This is a genomic window from Streptomyces coerulescens, from assembly GCF_042657965.1.
In the GTDB taxonomy this organism is placed as follows: Bacteria; Actinomycetota; Actinomycetes; order Streptomycetales; family Streptomycetaceae; genus Streptomyces; species Streptomyces coerulescens.
In genome coordinates, this window is sequence record NZ_JBHSKM010000008.1 from 589,607 (window position 1) to 608,386 (window position 18,780).

The 18,780-nt window shown below is 67.9% G+C and carries 18 protein-coding genes; all 18 read right to left on the reverse strand.

Going from position 1 to position 18,780, the window contains the following annotated elements; all coding sequences use genetic code 11:
- Window positions 1-36: 36 nt before the first annotated feature.
- Window positions 37-318 (reverse strand): 30S ribosomal protein S19, encoded by a 282-nt coding sequence (rpsS, locus tag ACFPQ9_RS16975; protein ID WP_019753092.1) that lies wholly within the window; start codon window positions 316-318, stop codon window positions 37-39.
- A 12-nt stretch (window positions 319-330) separates the two neighbouring features.
- Complete coding sequence (rplB, locus tag ACFPQ9_RS16980; RefSeq protein WP_059192905.1) at window positions 331-1,167, reverse strand: 50S ribosomal protein L2; 837 nt, start codon at window positions 1,165-1,167, stop codon at window positions 331-333.
- Window positions 1,168-1,207: 40 nt separating this feature from the next.
- Window positions 1,208-1,627 (reverse strand): 50S ribosomal protein L23, encoded by a 420-nt coding sequence (gene rplW, locus ACFPQ9_RS16985; protein WP_380853524.1) that lies wholly within the window; start codon window positions 1,625-1,627, stop codon window positions 1,208-1,210.
- A complete protein-coding gene (gene rplD, locus ACFPQ9_RS16990; RefSeq protein ID WP_272112660.1) occupies window positions 1,627-2,283 on the reverse strand; it encodes a 50S ribosomal protein L4 in 657 nt (218 codons plus the stop codon). Before rplD ends, rplW begins: the two co-directional genes overlap by 1 nt.
- An 8-nt stretch (window positions 2,284-2,291) precedes the next feature.
- Window positions 2,292-2,936, reverse strand: a complete 645-nt coding sequence (rplC, locus tag ACFPQ9_RS16995) for a 50S ribosomal protein L3 (protein ID WP_380853526.1) — start codon at window positions 2,934-2,936, stop codon at window positions 2,292-2,294.
- 17 nt (window positions 2,937-2,953) lie between these two features.
- Window positions 2,954-3,262: a 30S ribosomal protein S10 gene (gene rpsJ / locus ACFPQ9_RS17000; RefSeq protein WP_003948644.1), complete on the reverse strand. Its 309-nt coding sequence runs from the start codon at window positions 3,260-3,262 to the stop codon at window positions 2,954-2,956.
- A gap of 407 nt (window positions 3,263-3,669) precedes the next feature.
- The gene (pqqE, locus tag ACFPQ9_RS17005; protein ID WP_380853528.1) at window positions 3,670-4,806 is read right to left on the reverse strand and encodes a pyrroloquinoline quinone biosynthesis protein PqqE; all 1,137 of its coding nucleotides are present in this window, start codon (window positions 4,804-4,806) and stop codon (window positions 3,670-3,672) included.
- Entirely contained in the window at window positions 4,803-5,075 is a 273-nt protein-coding gene (gene pqqD, locus ACFPQ9_RS17010; RefSeq protein ID WP_380853530.1) for a pyrroloquinoline quinone biosynthesis peptide chaperone PqqD, read from the reverse strand. Before pqqD ends, pqqE begins: the two co-directional genes overlap by 4 nt.
- On the reverse strand, window positions 5,072-5,809 hold the full coding sequence (gene pqqC, locus ACFPQ9_RS17015) for a pyrroloquinoline-quinone synthase PqqC (RefSeq protein ID WP_380853532.1): 738 nt from the start codon (window positions 5,807-5,809) through the stop codon (window positions 5,072-5,074). The genes pqqD and pqqC overlap by 4 nt, the downstream gene beginning before the upstream one ends.
- Complete coding sequence (pqqB, locus tag ACFPQ9_RS17020; protein WP_380853534.1) at window positions 5,806-6,705, reverse strand: pyrroloquinoline quinone biosynthesis protein PqqB; 900 nt, start codon at window positions 6,703-6,705, stop codon at window positions 5,806-5,808. The genes pqqC and pqqB overlap by 4 nt, the downstream gene beginning before the upstream one ends.
- Before the next feature lie 8 nt (window positions 6,706-6,713).
- The gene (pqqA, locus tag ACFPQ9_RS17025; RefSeq protein ID WP_380853536.1) at window positions 6,714-6,854 is read right to left on the reverse strand and encodes a pyrroloquinoline quinone precursor peptide PqqA; all 141 of its coding nucleotides are present in this window, start codon (window positions 6,852-6,854) and stop codon (window positions 6,714-6,716) included.
- A 49-nt stretch (window positions 6,855-6,903) separates the two neighbouring features.
- Entirely contained in the window at window positions 6,904-9,105 is a 2,202-nt protein-coding gene (locus ACFPQ9_RS17030) for a PQQ-dependent sugar dehydrogenase (protein WP_380853538.1), read from the reverse strand.
- Window positions 9,106-9,303: 198 nt separating this feature from the next.
- Complete coding sequence (gene tuf, locus ACFPQ9_RS17035; RefSeq protein WP_272112651.1) at window positions 9,304-10,497, reverse strand: elongation factor Tu; 1,194 nt, start codon at window positions 10,495-10,497, stop codon at window positions 9,304-9,306.
- Window positions 10,498-10,651: 154 nt separating this feature from the next.
- Window positions 10,652-12,778 carry an elongation factor G gene (fusA, locus tag ACFPQ9_RS17040; RefSeq protein ID WP_380853540.1) on the reverse strand — a complete coding sequence of 709 codons (2,127 nt, stop codon included), beginning with the start codon at window positions 12,776-12,778 and terminating at the stop codon, window positions 10,652-10,654.
- 39 nt (window positions 12,779-12,817) lie between these two features.
- Window positions 12,818-13,288, reverse strand: coding sequence for a 30S ribosomal protein S7 (rpsG, locus tag ACFPQ9_RS17045; protein WP_003992340.1), 471 nt, complete (start codon window positions 13,286-13,288; stop codon window positions 12,818-12,820).
- Between the two features lie 2 nt (window positions 13,289-13,290).
- Window positions 13,291-13,662, reverse strand: coding sequence for a 30S ribosomal protein S12 (gene rpsL / locus ACFPQ9_RS17050; RefSeq protein WP_003948652.1), 372 nt, complete (start codon window positions 13,660-13,662; stop codon window positions 13,291-13,293).
- A gap of 395 nt (window positions 13,663-14,057) precedes the next feature.
- Window positions 14,058-14,675, reverse strand: a complete 618-nt coding sequence (locus ACFPQ9_RS17055) for a DUF1707 and DUF4190 domain-containing protein (protein ID WP_380853543.1) — start codon at window positions 14,673-14,675, stop codon at window positions 14,058-14,060.
- 175 nt (window positions 14,676-14,850) lie between these two features.
- Window positions 14,851-18,750 (reverse strand): DNA-directed RNA polymerase subunit beta', encoded by a 3,900-nt coding sequence (locus tag ACFPQ9_RS17060; RefSeq protein WP_380853545.1) that lies wholly within the window; start codon window positions 18,748-18,750, stop codon window positions 14,851-14,853.
- Window positions 18,751-18,780: the final 30 nt, after the last annotated feature.

Below are 18,780 nucleotides of genomic sequence, written 5' to 3' on the forward strand. Positions count from 1 at the left end.
CTCTCAGTTACTTACGTGTCTGAATGCGATCCGCTACTAGCGGCGCTTCGACTTCCGGTCGTCCTTGACGTGGCCCCGGAAGGTGCGCGTCGGCGAGAACTCGCCGAGCTTGTGGCCGACCATCGACTCGGTGACGAACACCGGGATGTGGGTCTTGCCGTTGTGCACCGCGAGCGTGTGGCCGAGCATGGCCGGCACGATCATGGAGCGACGGGACCAGGTCTTGATGACGTTCTTGGTGCCGGCTTCGTTCTGGGCTTCCACCTTCTTGATCAGGTGGTCGTCGACGAAGGGCCCCTTCTTGAGACTGCGCGGCATCTAAACCCGCTCCTAGCGCTTCTTGTTCGTCTTGCGGCGGCGGACGATGTACTTGTTCGAAGCCTTCTTCGGCGAACGAGTACGACCCTCCTTCTGACCCCAGGGGCTGACCGGGTGGCGACCACCGGAGGTCTTGCCCTCACCACCACCGTGGGGGTGGTCAACCGGGTTCATCGCCACACCGCGAACGGTCGGACGAACGCCCAGCCAGCGCTTACGGCCGGCCTTGCCCCAGTTGATGTTGCTCTGCTCGGCGTTGCCGACCTCGCCGACGGTGGCGCGGCAGCGCACGTCGACCAGGCGGATCTCACCGGAGGGCATGCGGAGGTGAGCCATCTGGCCCTCCTTCGCGAGCAGCTGCACGGAGGCACCGGCGGAGCGGGCGAACTTGGCACCGCCACCGGGACGGAGCTCGATCGCGTGGATCGTGGTACCGACCGGGATGTTGCGCAGCGCCAGGTTGTTGCCCGGCTTGATGTCGGCCCCGGGACCGTTCTCGACGCGGTCACCCTGCTGCAGGTTGCGCGGGGCGAGGATGTAGCGCTTCTCGCCGTCGGCGTAGTGCAGCAGCGCGATGCGCGCGGTGCGGTTGGGGTCGTACTCGATGTGCGCGACCTTCGCCGGCACGCCGTCCTTGTCGTGACGACGGAAGTCGATCACTCGGTAGGCGCGCTTGTGTCCGCCACCCTGGTGGCGAACGGTCACACGACCGGCGTTGTTACGGCCGCCCTTGCTGTGCAGCGGGCGGACCAGCGACTTCTCCGGCGTGGACCGCGTGACCTCGACGAAGTCGGCGACGCTGGAGCCACGACGGCCCGGCGTAGTCGGCTTGTACTTGCGGATTCCCATTTCTCAGTCCTCGTCCGATATCGGACGATCCGGACCGCCCTTAGGCGGTCGGACCGCCGAAGATGTCGATACGGTCGCCCTCGGCGAGGGTCACGATCGCGCGCTTGGTGCCCGCGCGCTGGCCGAAGCCGGTGCGGGTCCGCTTGCGCTTGCCCTGGCGGTTGATCGTGTTGACCCCAGTGACCTTGACGTCGAAGACCGCCTGGACGGCCTGCTTGATCTGGGTCTTGTTGGCGTTCGGGTCGACGATGAACGTGTACTTGTTCTCGTCCAGGAGCGCGTAGCTCTTCTCCGACACGACCGGCTTCAGCAGGACGTCACGGGGGTCCGTGTACGACTTGCTCAGCGGCGTCTCGACGGTGTTCTTGCCCTCGGCGGCGTGGCGACGCGCCTTGGCGACGCGCGCGGCCTTGGCGGCCTTCGCAGCCTTGGAGGCAATGCTCGGGTGACGCGTAGCCATCAGGCCTCGCTCCCTTCGGTGTCAGCGGCCTTGGGGCCAGACACGAAGGACTCGAAAGCGGCCTGGGTGAAGACCACGTCGTCCGAGACGAGAACGTCGTACGTGTTCAGCTGGCCCGGCTCCAGGATGTGGACCTGGGGCAGGTTGCGGGCGGACAGCCACGCGGCCTCGTCGGCGCGCTCGACGATCAGGAGCAGGTTCTTGCGCTCCGAGATCTTGCCGAACAGCGTCTTGGCGGCCTTCGTGGACGGGGTCTCGCCCTCGATGACGCCGGAGACGACGTGGATGCGGTTGTTGCGGGCCCGGTCGGTGAGGGCGTGGCGCAGGGCCGCGGCCTTCATCTTCTTCGGGGTCCGCTGCGAGTAGTCACGCGGCACGGGACCGTGCACGACGCCACCACCGGCGAACTGCGGCGCGCGGGTCGAACCCTGACGGGCGCGACCGGTGCCCTTCTGGCGGTAAGGCTTCTTGCCACCACCGCGGACCTCGCCACGCGTCTTGGTCTTGTGCGTGCCCTGGCGGGCAGCGGCCAGCTGCGCGACGACGACCTGGTGAAGCAGCGGAACGCTGATCTTCTCTACGTCGAAGATCTCCGCGGGGAGCTCGACGGAACCGGCCTTGTCGCCCGCCGGCGAAAGGATGTCAACAGTGCTCATCGGTTACCTCAGGCCCCCTTGGCCGCGGTGCGGACCAGGACGAGGCCGCCGTTCGGACCGGGAACCGCGCCCTTGATGAGCAGCAGACCCTTCTCCGCGTCAACGGCGTGGACGGTCAGGTTCTGGGTGGTGACCCGCTCGTTGCCCATGCGACCCGCCATGCGGAGGCCCTTGAACACACGGCCCGGGGTGGCGCAGCCACCGATGGAACCGGGAGAGCGGTGCTTGCGCTGGGTACCGTGTCCGGCGCCGAGGCCACGGAAGTTGTGGCGCTTCATGACACCGGCGAAGCCCTTGCCCTTGCTCTTGCCGGTGACGTCGACCTTCACGCCGGCCTCGAACACCTCAGCGGTGATCTCCTGGCCGAGGGTGTACTCGGCGGCGTCCGCGGTGCGGATCTCGACGAGGTGACGACGGGGGGTGACGTCGGCCTTCGCGAAGTGGCCCTTGAGGGGCTTGTTCACCTTGCGCGGGTCGATGTCGCCGAACGCGATCTGGACGGACTCGTAGCCGTCGGCGTCGTTCGTACGGACCTGGGTGACGACGTTCGGGCCGGCCTTGACGACGGTGACCGGAACAACACGGTTGTTCGCGTCCCACACCTGCGTCATGCCGAGCTTCTCGCCCAGGATGCCCTTGATCTGCTTAGCCATTCTCAGATCACCGACCCTCAGAGCTTGATCTCGATGTCGACACCGGCCGGGAGGTCGAGTCGCATCAGAGAGTCAACGGTCTTGGGGGTGGGGTCGAGGATGTCGATCAGGCGCTTGTGCGTGCGCATCTCGAAGTGCTCGCGCGAGTCCTTGTACTTGTGCGGCGACTTGATGACGCAGTACACGTTCTTCTCAGTGGGCAGCGGCACCGGGCCCGCGACCGACGCACCAGTGCGGGTCACCGTCTCGACGATCTTCTTCGCCGAGGAGTCGATGACCTCGTGGTCGTAGGCCTTGAGCCGGATGCGGATCTTCTGTCCCGCCATGGCTACTCAGTAGTCCTTTGTCTCGTAACGCTCTGGAACCCGGTGTTCCTGTCTCCTGCTCTCCGACCCACGCGGTCGGGCGTGTCGCGCTCTCGCTGACACAGATGCCCCTTGTTCGAACATCCCTTGCCTGGGAGCACGGCCCTTCCGGAACCGCAAGCCGGGGACTAGGAGGTCCACCGGGTGCCTGGCCGGTGCCGCACTGACACTTCCCGGAAGATTCCCGTACGTCCGCCCCAGCGCTGCCTTACGGCAGTTAGGGCGACGAGTACTGTGGGACTCGCTTCCGGTCCTCCCGGCGGGAGGCGCGCAGCATCAACACTCGACCGAGCAACTCGGACAGTCTGCCATATGGGGCAGGGGGTCCGCCAATCGAGCCGGAGAGAATACCCCGAGGGTGACGCAGGTCAAACCCGGGCGGCGGGGCCCTCGACCCCACCGGGCACACGGCGCCTGATCTGTACCGTTCCGTCCGGTTCGGCCTCGACCGCCTCTCGGATCAGTCCATGGTCGGGAGAGAGCCCGCAGGCGGGATCCGTACGGGTGGCGTCGCCGGTGAGCGCGTAGGCCTGGCAGCGGCAGCCGCCGAAGTCCTGCTCACGGCGGGAACAGCTGCGGCAGGGGTCGGACATCCATTCGGTGCCGCGGTAGCGGGTGAACGCCTTCGAGTGGCCCCAGATCCAGTCCAGCCGGTGATCACGGACGTTCGGGGGGTCCAGGTCGGGCAGCGCGGCCGCGGCCGGACAGGGCAGCACCGTGCCGTCGGGGGTGACGGTGAGCGAGACCGCTCCCCAGCCGCCCATGCAGGGCTTGGCGACGCCGTCGAAGTAGTCGGGGACGACCCAGACCAGCTCGGGCCCGGCCGGGAGCCGCCCGCGCCACCGCCGCACCGCCTCCTGCGCCCCGGCGAGCTGCTCCCGGGTGGGCAACAGGGCGGCGCGGTTGAGCAGGCCCCAGCCGTAGAACTGGACGTTGGCGAGCTCGATGCGGTCCACGCCCCAGGACACGCCCAGCTCGACGAGGCCGTCGAGGACGTCGAGGTTCTCACGGTGCAGGACGACGTTCAGGCCGAGGGGCAGTCCCGCGGCCCGCACCAGCTCGGCGGCCCGCTCCTTCTCGGCGAACGACCGGCGTCCGGCGATGCGGTCGGAGACGCGCGGGTCGGCGTGCTGGACGGAGAGCTGGACGCTCCTGAGACCGGCGGAGACCAGCGCGGCGAGGCGTTTCTCGCCCAGGCCCACGCCGCTGGTGACCAGCTGGGTGTAGATGCCGGCGGTCTCGGCCGCGGCGACGATCTCCGCCAGGTCACGGCGCAGCAGCGGCTCGCCGCCCGACAGATGGGCCTGGACGACGCCGAGCTCTCCCGCCTGGCGCAGTACGTCCGTCCACTGCTCGGTGGTCAGCTCGCTGGAACGGCGCGTCAGTTCAAGGGGGTTGGAGCAGTAGCCGCAGTGCAGCGGGCAGGCGTGGGTGAGCTCGGCGAGCAGCGCCCAGGGGCGGGCGGGCGCCGGGGCCGGGCCGGGCGGCGGATCGGGCGGGGTCATCGCAGCCAGCCCTCCTTGCGCAGCCGCTCCAGGAACGGGGGTACGTCGGTGGCCACCGGCGCGTCGGGGAAACGCGCGGTCAGCTCCGCGACGATGTCGCCGACGCCGCGCGTGCCGTCGCACAGGCCGAGCACCGCACCGGCCGAGCCGGTCAGGACGCCGACGCGCTCGGGGAGCAGCAGCAGGTCCGCGTCCCGTACGGGGTCGTGGCGGCGCACGGCGGCGGGGGCCAGGGCGGGCCGCCAGTCGGTGCCGGGCGGCGTGCTCACTGCCGCTCCCCGCGGCCCGCCGCGTCCACGGTGTCCAGCAGCGACCACAGCACGTCGCACTTGAAGCGCAGCGCGGCCACGGCACGCTCCTGGTCGTCACGGGTCCCGGCCCAGCGAAGCACCAGGTCGAGCGCCTCGCGGCTGTCGCGCCGGCCCTGGGAGACCCGGGTGCGGAAGTAGGCGAGGCCGTCGGCGTCGATCCACGGGTAGTGCCGCTCGAAGGCGTCGATGCGGATGCGCATCAGATCCGGGGCGGACAGTTCGGTGAGGGAGGCGGCGACGGCTTCGAGGACCGGGCGCAGCCGGCAGAAGTTGACGTATCCGTCGACCGCCAGCCGTACGCCCGGCAGCACCGAGTCGCCGCTCAGCAGCGTCTCGCGGTCCAGGCCGGCCGCCTCGCCGAGCCGCAGCCAGCGCTCGATGCCGCCCTCGCCGCTCCGCGCCCCGTCGTGGTCCTGGATGCGGCGCAGCCACATCCGGCGCAGCTCCGAGGTGGGCAGCTTGGCGGTGATCAGGGCGTCCTTGACAGGGATGTGGCGCTGGTAGTGGAAGCGGTTGACGATCCAGCGGCGCAGTTCCTCCGGGCCGAGGTCGCCGCCGTGCATCCGGATGTTGAAGGGGTGCAGGTGGTGGTAGCGCTGCTCCCCCACCGCACGCAGTCGTGCCTCGAACTCCGCAGGGCTCCAGGGCTCCTCGACAGGGGCCGGGCTCGTGTTCACAGCGGCCGTGCTCATGGCTCGATCACCATCCCGTCGTGCGCCACCTCGATGCCCAGCCGGGCGAGCCGTTTGTGCTGGGGTGCGGCCGGGTCGACGAGGGGGTTGGTGTTGTTGAGGTGCGTGTACAGGCACCGGGCGGCGAGGGGGGCCAGCCGCTCGGCGGTGCCGCCCGGGCCGTCGATGGGCAGATGGCCCATGCCGGTGGCGGTGCGTGAGGAGATGCCGGTACGGCGGGGCTCCTCGTCGTCCCAGAAGGTGCCGTCGACGATGACGCAGTCGGCCTCGGCGGCCGCGTGCTGGAGCCGGTCCGGCCAGGCGGCCAGCGCCGGGGCGTAGAGAACCGAGGCGCCGGACGACGGGTCGTACAGCCTGAGCGCGACGACCCAGGCCTCGTCGTCCGGGGCGTCGGCGGCGTACCGCGGGCGCTTGCCGGAGACCGGGATGCCGCTGATCTGCAGACCGCAGGCCGTGCCGTCCAGCGGCTCGGCGCCGCGCCAGGGCAGCTCGCGCCAGGTCACGTCGGTGTACGGCGCCAGGACCTCGCCGAGACGCAGGCGGTCAAGCAGCGCCCGGCGGACCGGGGCCGTCGCCAGCACCTGGAAGCCGTCGGCCTCGCGCAGCCGGGCGATGCCCAGGGTGTGGTCGAGTTCGGCGTCGGTGAGGATCACTCCGGCGAGCGGGGTCTCGCGGGGGCCGGGCCCCGGGTGGAGCTCGGGCCGTTCCTCGATCTGGTCGCCGATGTCGGGGGTCGCGTTGACGACGTACCAGCGGCCCTCGCCGGTCCGTACGGCCAGCGAGGCGTGCCGGCGGCGCCGGTGCGGGTGGGCGCGTGCCCCGGAGCACCCGGGGCACGCGCAGTTCCACTGGGGGATGCCGCCGCCGGCGGCGGTGCCGAGTACCAGCAGCAGCATGGCGGCCGCTAGCGGGTGCTGAGCGAGTAGGCGGTGACCTCCAGGGCCGTGTCGACGACCTCGAACGACGGGGTCTGCCAGGTGGTGTCGTCCGGCTGCGTCGAGGGGTTCTGCTCGATCGGCTTCAGCGGTTCCTTGGTCTCGTGCATCGGTCGTACGTCCCTTCTGTCGGGGTCACGTGAGGGGGAAGGGCCGGGTTCACCTGATCGGGACACGGAGGATCTTGTCGTTGCCGTACCCCAAGTCGCTGGTGCCGACCCACAGTTCGTTCGCGCCGGGCACCTTGGCGAGGGCGCGCAGCCGGCCGTAGGTGCCGGGGTAGTAGGCGCGCTTCGTGCCGAGGCGTTCGCTGTTGCCGTCGATCGGGACGCGCCACAGCCGCTGCCCGCGCAGCGACGACACGTACAGCACGTTGCGTACGACGACGAGCTGGGCCGGGACGCCCTTCGCGGGGCTGAAGACGGCCTTCGGGCCGGTCATGCCCTTGGCGGAGCAGACGCCCTCGCACGTGGGCCAGCCGTAGTTGGCGCCGCGCTTGATCAGGTTCAGTTCGTCGTGGGTCTGGTCACCGATCTCGACCGACCACAGTCGGCCCTTGCGGTCCCAGGCCAGGCCCTGCGGATTGCGGTGACCGTAGCTGTGGACACGGTTGCCGAACGGGTTGCCGGGCGCGGGCTTCCCCGACTTCGTGATCCGCAGGATCTTGCCGTTGAGCGAGGACTTGTCCTGCGCGAGCTTGGGCCGGAGGGCCTCGCCGGTGGCGACGTACAGGTACTTGTCGGGTCCGAACGCGATCCGGCCGCCGTTGTGATCGCCGCCCCGCCGGATGCCGGTGAGGATCGGCTTGTAGTTGCGCAGCGATCTGCCGTCGTAGTCCATCCTGACGACCCGGGTCTCGCTCTTCGTGGTGTGCATGAAGAACACCTGCTTGTCCTTCCTGCCGTCCCACGTCGGCGACGGAGCCACGCCCAGCAGCCCGCCGGCGCCCTCGGCGTACGGCTCCGGGACGGTGTACGGCACCTCGCCGACCCGCTTCTTGGTGCCGTTCCGGTCCAGGCTGTAGACCTGGTAGGACAGGCGCTCGGTCACCAGGGCGGTCCGGCCGTTCGGCAGGAACGAGATACCCCAGGGGGTGTGCCACCCCTTCGACAGCGTCTTGGCGCCTGCCGGTGCGCCGCCGTCGGCGGGCACGGTCGGATGGAAGTGCCGGGTCATGTTGTTGTTCGTCCGCGGCGCCGTCGTGGCTGATCGCGCAGTTCCCCGCGCCCCTTCAGGGCGTTGTCCAACCGCCCGCCCCTCCGCGCCGACTTTCACGCGCAGGATCCGGTCGCCGCCCGCCTGTCGCGCGGTGCCCAGCCAGAGCTCGTTCCTGCCGGGGACCTTCGCCAGGGCACGCAGCGCGTAGCCCGAGAAGACCTTGGTCTTCGCGCTGTCGCCCTTGCCCTGGAGGGCGGCGGTGATGGGGACGCGCCAGAGCTGATAGCCCCGCAGCGACGACACGTAGAGATCGTCGCCCACGACGGCGACCTGGGCGGGCGCCGTGGTGTGGTCCCAGGTGGCCTTCGGGTTCGTCATGCCCTTGGCGGAGCACACGCCCTCGCACGTGGGCCAGCCGTAGTTGGCGCCGCGTGTGATCAGGTTGAGCTCGTCCTTGGCCTCCTGCCCGATCTCCACCGACCACAGCCGGCCCTTGCGGTCCCAGGCCAGGCCCTGCGGATTGCGGTGGCCGTAGCTGTACACGCGGTTGCCGAACGGGTTGCCGGGCGCGGGCCTGCCGGACTTCGTGATCCGCAGGATCTTGCCATTGAGCGACTTCCTGTCCTGCGCGAGCCCGGCGTACGTGGCCTCGCCCGTCGCGACGTACAGGTACTTGTCGGGGCCGAAGGCGATCTTGCCGCCGTGGTGGTTGGAGCCCCGCTTGAGGCCGCCGAGGACGACGGTGTAGCCGCTCAGCGACTTTCCGTCGTAGTTCATCCGCACCACCCGGCTTCCGGTCGCCGTGGTGTGCATGAAGAAGACCTGCTTGTCCTTCCTGCCGTCCCAGGTCGGGGACGGGGCGACGCCCAGGAGCCCGCCCTTGGCGGCGTCACCGGGCCGGCGGACGGCGACCTTCGGCACCGTGCCGATCAGGGTCCTGCCGCCGTTGTCGCGCAGGCGGTAGACCCGGGCGCTCTCGTTCTCCGTCACCAGTGCCGAGCGCCCGTCCGGCAGGAAGGAGATGGCCCACGGATTCGACCAGCCCGTGGAGAACCGGGCCACGTCGACGGCGGGCCGCGGAACGAGGTCCGTGGCCGCGGCGTTCGTCGCGGGCACCATGCCGGCCAGCAGGGCGGCCGCGCCGGTGAGGGAGGTTATGCAGAACCGGGACGAATACCGCACCCAGTGGCCTGAATGTGCCATGCCGACACCTTTCTTGTTCCTCACAGCAATCTTTGCGAGGCGTGATCGGCATGCCACTCGGGTGAGCCGCCAGGGTGAGGCCGCGACCGGCCCACCACTTGTGACACTCCCTCAGAAACAGCGAAAGGGCCCGTACGACCGAAGTCGTACGGGCCCCTTCAGGAGCTCGCGCTCGGAGCTACCAGGTCAGATCGACAATTACTTGTTGATCTTGGTGACCTGGCCGGCGCCGACCGTCCGGCCACCCTCACGGATGGCGAACTTCAGGCCCTCTTCCATGGCGACGGGCTGGATGAGCTCCACCTTCATCTCGGTGTTGTCACCCGGCATGACCATCTCGGTGCCCTCGGGGAGGGTCACGACGCCGGTCACGTCCGTCGTACGGAAGTAGAACTGCGGACGGTAGTTGTTGAAGAACGGCGTGTGGCGGCCACCCTCGTCCTTGGACAGGATGTAGGCCTGGGCCTCGAACTCGGTGTGCGGCGTGACCGAACCGGGCTTGATGATGACCTGGCCGCGCTCGACGTCCTCGCGCTTGATGCCACGGAGCAGCAGACCGACGTTCTCACCGGCCTGGCCCTCGTCGAGCAGCTTGCGGAACATCTCGATGCCGGTGACCGTGGTGGTGGTCTTCTCGGTCTTGATGCCGATGATGTCGACGGTCTCGTTGACCTTCAGGACACCACGCTCGATACGGCCGGTGACGACCGTACCGCGACCGGTGATCGTGAAGACGTCCTCGATCGGCATCAGGAACGGCTTGTCGACGTCACGCTCGGGCTGCGGGATCGCCTCGTCGACGGCGGACATCAGGTCCAGGACCGACTGGCCCCACTCCTTGTCGCCCTCGAGCGCCTTGAGCGCGGAGACCTTGACGACCGGAACGTCGTCGCCCGGGAACTCGTACTCGGAGAGCAGCTCACGGACCTCGAGCTCGACGAGCTCCAGGATCTCCTCGTCGTCCACCATGTCGGCCTTGTTCAGGGCGACGACGATGTACGGAACGCCGACCTGGCGGGCCAGGAGCACGTGCTCCTTGGTCTGCGGCATCGGGCCGTCGGTGGCGGCGACCACGAGGATGGCGCCGTCCATCTGGGCAGCACCGGTGATCATGTTCTTGATGTAGTCCGCGTGACCGGGGCAGTCGACGTGGGCGTAGTGACGCGTCTCGGTCTGGTACTCGACGTGCGCGATGGAGATGGTGATACCGCGCTGGCGCTCCTCGGGAGCCTTGTCGATCTGGTCGAAGGCCGAGGCCTCGTTCAGGTCCGGGTACGCGTCGTGCAGCACCTTGGTAATGGCGGCCGTAAGGGTCGTCTTACCGTGGTCGATGTGACCGATGGTGCCGATGTTGACGTGGGGCTTAGTCCGCTCGAACTTCGCCTTCGCCACGAGGTCCTCCTGTGGAGTGGTTCTGAACGCCTTGCTTCATCGGCGCCAGGTGATCTTTGCTGGAAAGCCCGGGCCCGAGGGCATTCCCCCACGAATGCGGGTGAATGCCCCTCCAGGCTCCGGAGTCAAGCCTAAAGCGTGTGAACGCGGTGCGTTACTCGCCCTTGGCCTTCGCGATGATCTCCTCGGCGACGTTCCGCGGAACCTCGGCGTAGGAGTCGAACTGCATGGAGTAGCTGGCCCGGCCGGACGTCTTGCTGCGCAGGTCGCCGACGTAACCGAACATCTCCGAGAGGGGCACGAGGCCCTTCACGACGCGAGCACCCGCCCGCTCCTCCATGGCCTGGATCTGGCCACGGCGGGAGTTGATGTCGCCGATGACCTCACCCATGTAGTCCTCGGGCGTGGTGACCTCGACGGCCATCATCGGCTCGAGCAGCACGGGGCTGGCCTTGCGCGCGGCCTCCTTGAAGGCCTGCGAACCGGCGATCTTGAACGCGAGCTCGGAGGAGTCGACCTCGTGGTAGCCACCGTCGATCAGCGTGACGCGCACGCCGGTCATCTCGTAGCCCGCGAGGATGCCGAACTGCATGGCCTCCTGCGCACCGGCGTCGACCGAAGGGATGTACTCCTTCGGGATACGACCACCGGTGACCTTGTTCACGAACTCGTACGAGGCGTCGCCGCCCTCGATCGGCTCGATCGCGATCTGCACCTTGGCGAACTGGCCGGTACCACCAGTCTGCTTCTTGTGCGTGTAGTCGACGCGCTCGACGGCCTTGCGGATCGTCTCGCGGTAGGCCACCTGCGGCTTGCCGACGTTGGCCTCGACCTTGAACTCACGGCGCATACGGTCGACCAGCACCTCGAGGTGCAGCTCGCCCATACCACCGATGATGGTCTGGCCGGTCTCCTCGTCCGAGTGGACCTGGAAGGAGGGGTCCTCCTCCGCGAGACGCTGGATGGCGACACCCAGCTTCTCCTGGTCACCCTTGGACTTGGGCTCGATGGCGACCTGGATCACCGGCGCCGGGAAGTCCATGGACTCCAGGATCACCGGGTTCTTGTCGTCGCTCAGCGTCTCACCGGTGGTGGTCTGCTTCAGGCCCATGACGGCGACGATGTCGCCGGCGCCCACCGACTCGATCTCCTCACGCTTGTTCGCGTGCATGCGGTAGATCTTGCCGATGCGCTCCTTCTTGCCCTTGACGGAGTTCAGCACGGCGGTGCCGGACTCCAGGCGGCCCGAGTAGACCCGGACGAAGGTGAGCTTGCCGAGGTGCGGGTCGCTCATGATCTTGAACGCCAGCGCGGACAGCGGCTCGTCGTCGGACGGCTTGCGCTTGACGACCAGCTCGGGGTCCTTCACGTCGTGGCCCTCGATGGCCTCGACGTCGAGCGGGGTCGGCAGGTAGCGCACGACCGCGTCGAGCAGGGGCTGGACGCCCTTGTTCTTGAACGCGGTGCCACAGAACACCGGGGTGACCGTGGTGTCGCTGGACTTGCCGGACGCGATGGTGATGCGACGGATCGCGGCGTACAGCTGCTCCTCGGTGGGCTCCTGGCCCTCCAGGTACAGCTCCATGATCTCTTCGTCGTTCTCGGCGACGCCCTCGATCAGCTTGCCGCGGTACTCCTCGGCAGCCTCGGTGTGCGTGGCCGGGATGTCGACGACGTCGTACATCTCGCCCTTGGCGGCCTCGGCGGACCACACGAGCGCCTTCATGCGGACCAGGTCCACAACGCCCTTGAAGTCGGCCTCGGCACCGATCGGAAGCTGCATGACCAGCGGCTGCGCACCAAGGCGGTCCGAGATCATGTCGACGCAGCGGTGGAACTCGGCACCGGTGCGGTCCAGCTTGTTCACGAAGCAGATGCGCGGCACGCCGTAACGGTCGGCCTGACGCCACACCGTCTCGGACTGCGGCTCGACACCGGCGACACCGTCGAACACCGTGACGGCACCGTCGAGGACGCGCAGCGAGCGCTCCACCTCGACCGTGAAGTCGACGTGGCCCGGGGTGTCGATGATGTTGATCGTGTAGTCGTTGTCCTCGAGCGGCCAGTGACAGGTGGTGGCAGCAGAGGTGATCGTGATGCCACGCTCCTGCTCCTGCTCCATCCAGTCCATGGTGGCAGCGCCGTCGTGGACCTCACCGATCTTGTAGCTGACGCCGGTGTAGAAGAGGATCCGCTCGGTGGTGGTCGTCTTGCCCGCGTCGATGTGGGCCATGATCCCGATGTTGCGGACCTTGGCCAGGTCAAGTGAAGTGGTAGCCATAAGGCTTCAGTCTTCTCTCGGTCTCGATGGGGTCTGCGACTACCAGCGGTAGTGCGCGAAGGCCTTGTTGGACTCGGCCATCTTGTGGGTGTCCTCGCGCTTCTTCACGGCCGCACCGAGGCCGTTCGAGGCGTCGAGAAGCTCGTTGAGCAGACGCTCGGTCATGGTCTTCTCGCGACGGGCGCGGGAGTAGCCGACCAGCCAGCGCAGCGCGAGCGTGTTGGCACGACCGGGCTTGACCTCGATCGGAACCTGGTACGTCGCACCACCGACACGGCGGGACTTGACCTCGAGGGTCGGCTTGATGTTCTCCAGCGCGCGCTTCAGCGTGATGATCGGGTCGTTGCCCGTCTTCTCACGCAGACCCTCCATGGCGCCGTAGACGATGCGCTCGGCGGTGGAGCGCTTGCCGTTCAGCAGCACCTTGTTGATGAGCGACGTGACCAGAGGAGAACCGTAGACCGGGTCGATGATGACCGGGCGCTTCGGGGCGGGGCCCTTACGAGGCATTCTTACTTCTCCTTCTTGGCGCCGTAGCGGGAACGGGCCTGCTTGCGGTTCTTGACACCCTGGGTGTCGAGGGAGCCACGGATGATCTTGTAGCGAACACCCGGCAGGTCCTTCACACGGCCGCCGCGCACGAGCACGATGGAGTGCTCCTGCAGGTTGTGTCCCTCACCCGGAATGTAAGCGGTGACCTCGATCCCGCTGGTCAGACGCACACGCGCGACCTTACGCAGGGCCGAGTTCGGCTTCTTCGGGGTGGTCGTGAACACACGCGTGCAGACGCCACGACGCTGAGGGGAACCCTCGAGTGCGGGCGTCTTGTTCTTCTCGACCTTGTCCTGCCGGCCCTTGCGGACCAGCTGCTGGATCGTAGGCACTACTTCTCCGGTTTCTGTGTGCCGAATGGTGAAGCTAACCTGGAACGTCGCCGACCCACGCGGTCGGGTGTGTCGAATCCGGCGGACTCCCGCCGCGAGGCGAAAAGAGCACAGATTGCGGTGGCCGCTCACAGCTCGCTATGCGGTTTGAAGGCACGCACGAGAGCCAGGGCACACCCCAGGCACAAGGTCTGAGCGTACCTACCTCAAACGCTACGGTCAAAACAAATGGGCCTTGCCCGCATCGCTATACGGCCGATGTCAAGACCGCGCGGCGGTTTTGATCTTCGAATCCGCCTCCCGGCGAAGTCGACAGCGGTTCGGCAACGCCCCGAAGGGGCGCGGGGAACTGCGCGACCAGCCACAACGGGCCAGCACCGGACCAACGGCCCCGCCTACGCCGAAACGGCGGCAGCCACCAGCATCAACGTCACCAGGATCCCCCACGCCACGTTGGACAGCCACCCGAGCACAAGCCCGGTCAGCGCGAGCCCGTCCCCACCCTCCCCGGTCCGCCGTATCTCCGCACGCGCCGCGTGCCCGAGCACCACGGCCGGGATGCCGGTCAGCCCGAAGCTCACCAGACACAGCACCCCGCAGACGGCGGAGCCGACCGCCTTGCCGTTGGTCTGCGGCCGGGCGAGGGGCATGAAGGTCCGCGGCACGGGCGTCACGGGTGCCGGCAGCGGCATCGGGCCCTGCGGCAGATCGGCGACGAGCAGGGCCAGTTCGCCCACCGTACGGGCCGTGTAGGCGCGCGTGACCCGCTTCTCGAACTCGGGCTGCTCCAGCCGTCCTTCGCCATAGCCGGCCCGGAGCACGTCCACGGCCCGCTCGCGGTCGGCGTGCGAGGCGAGCATCGCCGCGGCGCCGGAGCCTGGGCCGGGCCACGGCTGCGCGGGACCGCCGCCCTGCCAGGGCTGCGGGACACCCTCGGTGTGCCAAGGCCGCGGTGTGCCGCTCCCCTGCCCCGGCTGCCACGGTTGCCAGGGCTGCCACGACGGTTGCGCCATGGAGAGCACCTCCCCCGTACTGGTCGGCGTCTCTCCATCATGCTCCGAACCGGCATTCCAGGCATCGGGGTCCACCCCGATAAAACCCCGACGCTCCCCGACGCTCCCCGGAGAACGCCGAAGGGCGGCCACCCCGAGAGGTGACCGCCCTTCAGCGCGTCAAGCGGACGCTCGCTTACTGGTTGTACGGACCGTAGTCGTAGTCCTCCAGCGGAACGGCCTGGCCGGAGCCGGTGCCGAACGGCGAGTAGTCGATGTCGTCGTAGCCGACGGCCGAGTACATCGCGGCCTTGGCCTCCTCGGTCGGCTCGACCCGGATGTTGCGGTAGCGGGACAGACCCGTACCGGCCGGGATGAGCTTACCGATGATGACGTTCTCCTTGAGGCCGATGAGCGAGTCGGACTTGGCGTTGATCGCCGCGTCTGTGAGGACTCGCGTCGTCTCCTGGAAGGACGCCGCCGACAGCCAGGACTCCGTGGCCAGCGAGGCCTTGGTGATACCCATGAGCTGCGGACGACCGGAGGCCGGGTGACCGCCCTCCTGCACCACACGACGGTTCTCGGTCTCGAACTTCGAGCGCTCGACCAGCTCACCGGGCAGCAGCTCGGCGTCGCCGGACTCGATGATCGTCACTCGGCGCAGCATCTGCCGGATGATGATCTCGATGTGCTTGTCGTGGATCGACACACCCTGCGAGTTGTAGACCTTCTGGACCTCGCCGACCAGGTGGACCTGGACGGCACGCTGGCCCAGGATGCGCAGCACGTCGTGCGGGTTGGTGGCACCCACGGTGAGCTTCTGGCCCACCTCGACGTGCTCGCCCTCGCTGACCAGGAGTCGGGCACGCTTCGAGATCGGGTACGCCGTCTCGTCGCTGCCGTCGTCCGGGGTGACGACGAGCTTCTTGGTCTTCTCGGTCTCCTCGATCCGCACGCGGCCGGTGGCCTCGGAGATCGGGGCGACACCCTTCGGAGTACGGGCCTCGAAGAGCTCGACGACACGCGGCAGACCCTGGGTGATGTCGTCACCGGCCACACCACCGGTGTGGAAGGTACGCATCGTCAGCTGGGTGCCGGGCTCACCGATGGACTGGGCGGCGATGATGCCGACCGCCTCACCGATGTCGACCAGCTTGCCGGTGGCCAGGGAGCGGCCGTAGCACATCGCGCAGGTGCCGACCTGGGACTCGCAGGTCAGGATCGAGCGGGTCTTGACCTCCTCGACACCGTGGTGCACCAGCTGGTCGATGAGCACGTCGCCCAGGTCCACGTTGGCCGGCGCGATCACCTTGCCGTCGATGACGACGTCCTCGGCGAGCATGCGGGCGTAGACGCTGGTCTCGACGTCGTCCGCCTTCTGCAGCACGCCGTTGGCGTCCTTCGAGGCGATCCGCAGCTTCAGACCGCGCTCGGTGCCGCAGTCCTCCTCGCGGATGATGACGTCCTGGGAGACGTCGACCAGACGACGGGTGAGGTAACCCGAGTCGGCGGTACGCAGGGCGGTGTCCGCCAGACCCTTACGGGCACCGTGCGTGGAGATGAAGTACTCCAGCACGGACAGACCCTCACGGAACGACGCCTTGATCGGACGCGGGATCGTCTCGTTCTTCGCGTTCGACACCAGACCACGCATACCGGCGATCTGACGCATCTGCATCATGTTGCCTCGTGCACCCGAGTTCACCATCATGAAGATCGGGTTGGTCTTCGGGAAGTTGTCGTTCATCGCCTCGGCGACCTCGTTGGTCGCCTTGGTCCAGATCGCGATGAGCTCCTGCGTGCGCTCGTCCTTGGTGATCAGACCGCGCTCGTACTGCTTCTGGACCTTCTCGTCCTGCGCCTCGTAGCCGCGGACGATCTCCTTCTTCGCCTCGGGAACGACGACGTCGGAGATGGCGACGGTGACACCGGAACGGGTCGCCCAGTAGAAGCCGGCCGCCTTCAGGTTGTCGAGCGTCGCCGCCACGATGACCTTGGGGTAGCGCTCGGCGAGGTCGTTGACGATCTCGGAGAGCTGCTTCTTGCCGACCTCGTAGTCGACGAACGGGTAGTCCTCGGGCAGCAGCTCGTTGAAGAGCGCACGGCCCAGGGTCGTCCGCAGCCGGAACGAGTCACCCTGCTGCCACTCCGGCTCGCCCTCCTCCTGCGCCGGCGGCATCCAGCCGCGGGGCGGGATGGTGCCGACCGGGAAGCGGATGTCGATCTTCGACTGGAGCGAGAGCTCGCCCGCGTCGAAGGCCATGATCGCCTCGGCCACGGACGCGAAGGAGCGGTCCTCGCCCTTGACGTTGCGCATCTCGGAGTCGGTGGTGAGGAAGAACAGACCGAGGACCATGTCCTGGGTCGGCATCGTCACCGGACGACCGTCGGCGGGCTTGAGGATGTTGTTCGAGGACAGCATCAGGATGCGGGCCTCGGCCTGCGCCTCCGCGGACAGCGGCAGGTGCACGGCCATCTGGTCACCGTCGAAGTCCGCGTTGAACGCGGTGCAGACGAGCGGGTGGATCTGGATGGCCTTGCCCTCGACCAGCTGCGGCTCGAAGGCCTGGATGCCGAGGCGGTGCAGGGTGGGAGCACGGTTCAGCAGCACCGGGTGCTCGGCGATGACCTCTTCGAGGACGTCGTACACGACCGTGCGGCCGCGCTCCACCATGCGCTTGGCGCTCTTGATGTTCTGCGCGTGGTTCAGGTCGACCAGGCGCTTCATCACGAACGGCTTGAAGAGCTCCAGGGCCATTGCCTTGGGCAGACCGCACTGGTGCAGCTTCAGCTGCGGACCGACGACGATCACGGAACGCGCGGAGTAGTCCACACGCTTGCCGAGCAGGTTCTGACGGAATCGACCCTGCTTACCCTTCAGCATGTCGCTGAGGGACTTCAGCGGACGGTTACCGGGACCGGTGACCGGGCGACCACGACGACCGTTGTCGAACAGCGCGTCGACGGCCTCCTGGAGCATGCGCTTCTCGTTGTTCACGATGATCTCGGGCGCACCGAGGTCGAGAAGGCGCTTCAGTCGGTTGTTCCGGTTGATCACACGGCGGTACAGGTCGTTCAGGTCGGAGGTCGCGAAGCGGCCACCGTCCAGCTGCACCATCGGGCGAAGGTCCGGCGGGATGACCGGCACGCAGTCCAGCACCATGCCCTTGGGGCTGTTGCTGGTCTGCAGGAACGCGGAGACGACCTTCAGGCGCTTGAGCGCACGGGTCTTCTTCTGGCCCTTGCCGGTGCGGATGATCTCGCGGAGCTTCTCGGCCTCCTCGTCGAGGTCGAAGGACTCCAGGCGCTTCTGCAGCGCCGCGGCACCCATCGAGCCGTCGAAGTAGGTACCGAAGCGGTCACGCAGCTCGCGGTAGAGGAGCTCGTCGCCCTCGAGGTCCTGGACCTTGAGGTTCTTGAACCGGGTCCACACCTCGTCCAGGCGGTCGATCTCGCGCTGCGCACGGTCACGCAGCTGCTTCATCTCGCGCTCGGCACCCTCGCGCACCTTGCGGCGCACGTCGGCCTTGGCGCCCTCGGCCTCCAGCTCGGCCAGGTCGGTCTCGAGCTTCTTGGCGCGGGCCTCCAGGTCGGCGTCCCGGCGGTTCTCGACCTGCTGACGCTCCACGGAGACGTGCGCCTCCAGGGAGGGCAGGTCGCGGGTACGACGCTCCTCGTCGACGTACGTGATCATGTACGCCGCGAAGTAGATGACCTTCTCGAGGTCCTTGGGAGCCAGGTCGAGCAGGTAGCCCAGCCGGCTCGGGACACCCTTGAAGTACCAGATGTGCGTGACGGGCGCGGCCAGCTCGATGTGGCCCATCCGCTCACGGCGCACCTTGGCGCGAGTCACCTCGACGCCACAGCGCTCACAGATGATGCCCTTGAAGCGGACGCGCTTGTACTTGCCGCAGTAGCACTCCCAGTCCCGGGTGGGGCCGAAGATCTTCTCGCAGAAGAGCCCGTCCTTTTCCGGCTTGAGGGTGCGGTAGTTGATGGTCTCGGGCTTCTTGACCTCACCGTGGCTCCACTGACGGATGTCGTCAGCGGTGGCCAGGCCGATCCGGAGCTCGTCGAAGAAGTTGACGTCGAGCACTATGCGTCAATCCCTCTCAGGGTCGTGAGT

Coding starts and splice junctions, on each gene's coding strand:
- ACFPQ9_RS17055 (WP_380853543.1), bottom strand. CDS start 14,675: ATGGCGCAACCGTCGTGGCAGCCCTGGCAACCGTGGCAGCCGGGGCAG.
- rpsG (WP_003992340.1), bottom strand. CDS start 13,288: ATGCCTCGTAAGGGCCCCGCCCCGAAGCGCCCGGTCATCATCGACCCG.
- rpsS (WP_019753092.1), bottom strand. CDS start 318: ATGCCGCGCAGTCTCAAGAAGGGGCCCTTCGTCGACGACCACCTGATC.
- ACFPQ9_RS17030 (WP_380853538.1), bottom strand. CDS start 9,105: ATGGCACATTCAGGCCACTGGGTGCGGTATTCGTCCCGGTTCTGCATA.
- rplW (WP_380853524.1), bottom strand. CDS start 1,627: ATGGCTACGCGTCACCCGAGCATTGCCTCCAAGGCTGCGAAGGCCGCC.
- pqqB (WP_380853534.1), bottom strand. CDS start 6,705: ATGCTGCTGCTGGTACTCGGCACCGCCGCCGGCGGCGGCATCCCCCAG.
- fusA (WP_380853540.1), bottom strand. CDS start 12,778: ATGGCTACCACTTCACTTGACCTGGCCAAGGTCCGCAACATCGGGATC.
- pqqE (WP_380853528.1), bottom strand. CDS start 4,806: ATGACCCCGCCCGATCCGCCGCCCGGCCCGGCCCCGGCGCCCGCCCGC.
- rplC (WP_380853526.1), bottom strand. CDS start 2,936: ATGGCTAAGCAGATCAAGGGCATCCTGGGCGAGAAGCTCGGCATGACG.
- rplD (WP_272112660.1), bottom strand. CDS start 2,283: ATGAGCACTGTTGACATCCTTTCGCCGGCGGGCGACAAGGCCGGTTCC.
- pqqC (WP_380853532.1), bottom strand. CDS start 5,809: ATGAGCACGGCCGCTGTGAACACGAGCCCGGCCCCTGTCGAGGAGCCC.
- rpsJ (WP_003948644.1), bottom strand. CDS start 3,262: ATGGCGGGACAGAAGATCCGCATCCGGCTCAAGGCCTACGACCACGAG.
- rplB (WP_059192905.1), bottom strand. CDS start 1,167: ATGGGAATCCGCAAGTACAAGCCGACTACGCCGGGCCGTCGTGGCTCC.
- pqqA (WP_380853536.1), bottom strand. CDS start 6,854: ATGCACGAGACCAAGGAACCGCTGAAGCCGATCGAGCAGAACCCCTCG.